This window comes from Streptomyces ureilyticus (genome assembly GCF_011045025.1).
GTDB lineage: Bacteria > Actinomycetota > Actinomycetes > Streptomycetales > Streptomycetaceae > Streptomyces > Streptomyces ureilyticus.
This window is the reverse complement of the sequence record NZ_JAAKZX010000391.1, coordinates 1-3,845: the sequence shown is the minus strand read 5'-3', so window position 1 is coordinate 3,845 and position 3,845 is coordinate 1. Positions and strand designations below refer to the sequence as shown.

At 70.7% G+C, this 3,845-nt stretch carries 3 protein-coding genes; 1 reads left to right on the top strand and 2 read right to left on the bottom strand.

The annotated features are described in order from the left end of the window. Positions 1-215: 215 nt before the first annotated feature. Positions 216-1,649, bottom strand: coding sequence for an ATP-binding protein (locus G6048_RS47235; RefSeq protein ID WP_165345775.1), 1,434 nt, complete (start codon positions 1,647-1,649; stop codon positions 216-218). A gap of 195 nt (positions 1,650-1,844) precedes the next feature. Here G6048_RS47235 and G6048_RS47230 point away from each other — a divergent pair, with 195 nt between their 5' ends. Beyond that, positions 1,845-2,594, top strand: coding sequence for an SDR family NAD(P)-dependent oxidoreductase (locus G6048_RS47230; protein ID WP_165345774.1), 750 nt, complete (start codon positions 1,845-1,847; stop codon positions 2,592-2,594). Between the two features lie 154 nt (positions 2,595-2,748). Here the strand turns inward: G6048_RS47230 and G6048_RS47225 are convergent, their stop codons facing one another. Then, a complete protein-coding gene (locus G6048_RS47225) occupies positions 2,749-3,825 on the bottom strand; it encodes a hypothetical protein (RefSeq protein ID WP_165345773.1) in 1,077 nt (358 codons plus the stop codon). Positions 3,826-3,845 lie beyond the last annotated feature (20 nt).

The following is a 3,845-nucleotide window of genomic DNA, read 5'->3' as shown; positions in this document are numbered from 1 at the left end:
ACGAACACCCGCTTCACGGCGCACCCACCCCCGCCCATGCTCCGTCGCCTCCGCATGGTGCCACCGCCCACCGCCGACGTCTCGCCCCGCCGCCGATCCCACTGGCCGCGTCCCGCGCTCCCGCCCCCAGAGGCTTCCCACGCTCCGCTTCGACGCCGATCGGTGACCGAAAACCGCCCGGTGCCCACGACTTGCGGATGGTTCAGAAAGTGCCCCTACCGCCAGGCGTCGGCCAAGTCCTCCGGACCCCAGTGCGCCGCGAGCGGCAGACCCTCCGTGACACCGGAGCGGGAGACCGCGACGAGGGGTGTGTCCGGGCCGGTACCGGGCACGGCGAGGGCGTCGCGGACCAGGGCGTCGTACTCGCGGCGCCCGAACGGCTGGGACTCCAGCCACTTGACCGACCCGATGAAATGCACAGCGCCCGCCACGGGTTCGCGGTCCGCGCCGATCAGGTCGATCTCGGGGTTGTTCTGCCGGTTCCACCAGCCACCGACCGCCTCGGTTTCGGGCCAGGGGTCGTTCGGCAACAAGCGCAGCAGCGACTCGCGGACCACCGGTTCGATCGCTCGTCCCCGCCAGGTCGTCCAAGACCGCTCGATACGCTCCAGGGCCAGATCACCCCGGCCGCGTTCGATGAGCGGGATTCCGCGTCGCAGGAAGGCCAGCCAGAAGCGCAGATACGGATCGGCGATGCGGTAGCGCTTGTTCTTGCTGTCCGGCTTCGTGGACAGCGGCAGGTCGACCGCCAGGACCCGTTTGGCCAGCAGTGTGTTCAGCAGCGGGGAAAGGGTGCCGGAGGGCAGCGCGCCCGCGCCGCCTGCCTGGGCGGCGATGGTGGAGAAGGTCCGTTCACCGCTGCCGACGGCTTCGAGTACAGCACGTGAGTGGGACGACTCGGGGAACTCGCCGAGCAGTGACAGCTCGCCCGCGACCAGCAGGGGCGAGAGAGGGTTGCTCACCGCGTCGCTCAGGAACTCCGTACGGGGCGTTCCCGGGCGCCACGACTGGACGATCTCCGGGAAGCCGCCGGTGATCAGCAGGGCGTCCATCGCCTCCGCCGCGTCGAGCCCGGTCGCCGCCTGCACGTCGGCCAGGTGCAGCGGCCGTACGGTCATCTTCGTCGCCCGGCCGAAGAACGGACGGCCATGCGACTGCAGGGCCTCCATCACCGACATGTCACTGCCGACGAGGACGAGCAGCACCGGCTTGGCGGACAGATGGCGGTCCCACACCGTCTGCAGCGCCCCCTCGAACTCGCTGTCCCGCTCCACCAGCCAGGGCACCTCGTCGATCACCGCGATGCTCGGAGCGTCGTCCGGCACCGCGAGGGCAAGGGAACGCAGCGCCTGGTTCCAGTCGGCGGCTTGCAGCCCGGCCACCAGTTCCGCGCCGGGCAGGGCGGAGTGCGCGAGCGCCGCGGTGAAGTCGGCCCGCTCAGCCACCGGATTACGGGCCCGGGTCGCCTGGAACACCACGTACGGAACCGCGGACCGGTCACAGAACTCCTGCACCAGGCGGGACTTCCCCACGCGACGTCGGCCCATCATGATCACGGACCGTCCCCGGGTGGCCCCTGCGCCGTCGACCACCAGCCGCAGCTGCCGAGCCAGTTGATCGAGATCGGCTGCCCTGCCCTTGAACTCCATCAGCGACTCACCCTCTAGTCGGCACAACAAAGTCAGATTCGATATTACGTAGATTGAATCTTACTTTACGGCGGCAGTCCCGGGCCTGTCGAAGTCCAGCGAGCGGCTCCGACGTACCCGGTGTGACCTGGATCTGCCGGCTTCGGTCGGCAGCCGGAAAGCCGGTAGTCGATCAGGAGAGAACGGAGTTCGATCATGTTGCTGAAGGAGAAGGTCGCCGTGGTGTACGGGGCCGGCGGTTCCATCGGCGGGGCGGCGGCCCGGGCCTTTGCCCGGGAGGGGGCGCGGGTCTTTCTCGCCGGGCGTACGGCGGCGTCGCTCGAGGCGGTCGCCGTGGACATTCGCAGTGCGGGCGATACCGCGGAGACGGCTGTGGTCGACGCCCTGGACGAGGCGGCGGTGGACGGCTTCGTCGACGGCGTGGCCGGGCGGACCGGGCGGATCGACGTCTCGTTCAACGCCATCGGTGTCGGGGATGTCCAGCAGCCGCTGATGGAGATCTCGGTGGCGGACTTTCTGCAGCCGATCACGTACGCGATGCGCTCGCAGTTCCTGACGACCCGCGCGGCGGCCCGGCACATGACCGCCCGCGGCTCGGGGGTCATCCTCGCTTTCGGGGGCGGCGGTACGCAGACGATGCCCGGCCTCGGCGGCTTCAAGATCGCCCTGGACGCGCTCGAGGGGCTGCGCCGTCAGTGGGCCATCGAGCTGGGTCCGCGCGGTATCCGTGTGGTCACCCTGAAGTCGGGCGGTGTGCCGGAGAGCGTCCCCGACGGGTTCCCCGGCAAGGAGGAGATCACCGACAGCCTCGTCAAGGAGACCCAGCTCGGCCGTGCCGCGACCCTCGCGGACGTGGGCGACGTGGCCGCCTTCGTCGCCTCCGACCGGGCGCGCACCCTGACCGCGACGGATGTGAACATCTCCTGCGGGGCCATCGCCGACTGAGCGAGCGGACTGAGTGATGGGACTGAACGGACTGAGTGAGGGGACTGGGCGAGCGGACTGAGTGACCGGCCGGCGGTGATGACCGAGTGACCGGCCAGCAGTGATGTGGGGGCCACCAGATGCCCAGTGGCCGGTGCCCGGTGGCCCCCACAGGTCACCGGGGCAGCACCACCACATACGCCGACGGATCGCGGTCGCACGCTGCCATGAGCGCGGTCCGTACGACGGCCGCCTGCTGGTCCAGCGCATCGCGCAGCTTCCGCGGGGTGACGTGGACGACGGTGATACCGAGCCGCTCCAGGTGCTCGCGTTTGCGGGCGTACTCCGACCACAGCGCGTCGTCGTCCTGGCGGGGAGCCCGGGTGTCCAGTTCGAGGGCCACGGCCTGTTCGGGCCAGTACGCGTCGAGGCCGCCCAGATGAGGGCCGCCGGGCAGGCACAGGTCCACGTTCCAGACGGGGTCGGGCAGGCCGTGTTCGCGGACCATGCGATACAGGTGGTCCTCGGCGATGGCCCGGCCCTCGGCGAGCAAGGTGTCGACGGCGTCCACGACGTGCGGCCGGTTCAGCAGCCGAGCCTGGGTCAACTCCCGTACTACGGCGGCCGGTTCGCAGTGGCCGCCGCGTACCGCTTCGGTCAGCAGACGGCGTACGGTGCCCGCCTCCGAGAGCTCGGCGACTGCGTCGGCCAGCGCGCGTGGAACGGGAGCCACCGGGAGACCGGTGACCTCCTCGGGCTTCGGCAGCGCGGGCGCCCGGACGATACGCGCGCAGCCCGTCGAACGGAGCCGGCGCAAGCGCGGTACGAGGACGTCGACGCGGTCCAGCGACAGCAGCGAGGGTGCGGAGGAGAAGCCGTGCAGGGTGAGGGCCGCGAGACCGGTGATCATCGCGTCGGGGTAACGCTGCGGTGCGGGCGGTTCCTGCGCGCCGGGCCCGGCGGCGGCCGGCTGAACCGGGATGCCCTGTGCTCTGAGGGGCGGCTCACGGAACGCTGAGCGGGTCGCGTACATCAGGACCGCGTGCAGCCGCTCCTCACCGGTGGGCGGGCCGGGGTGCAGCAGACAGACACCGGGCAGGAACTGCTGCCAGGCACCACCCGGCCGGCACTGCTCGTTGATCTCGGCGTTGGTCACGCCGTGCGCCCGCAACTGCGCGTTGGTCAGCACGCGCCGCCGGGCGTCGGACAGGTGGCTCAAGGGACGGGGGGAAAGAGGGGTGTTGTGGTTCATGCCCCCGAATCTCCCGCACC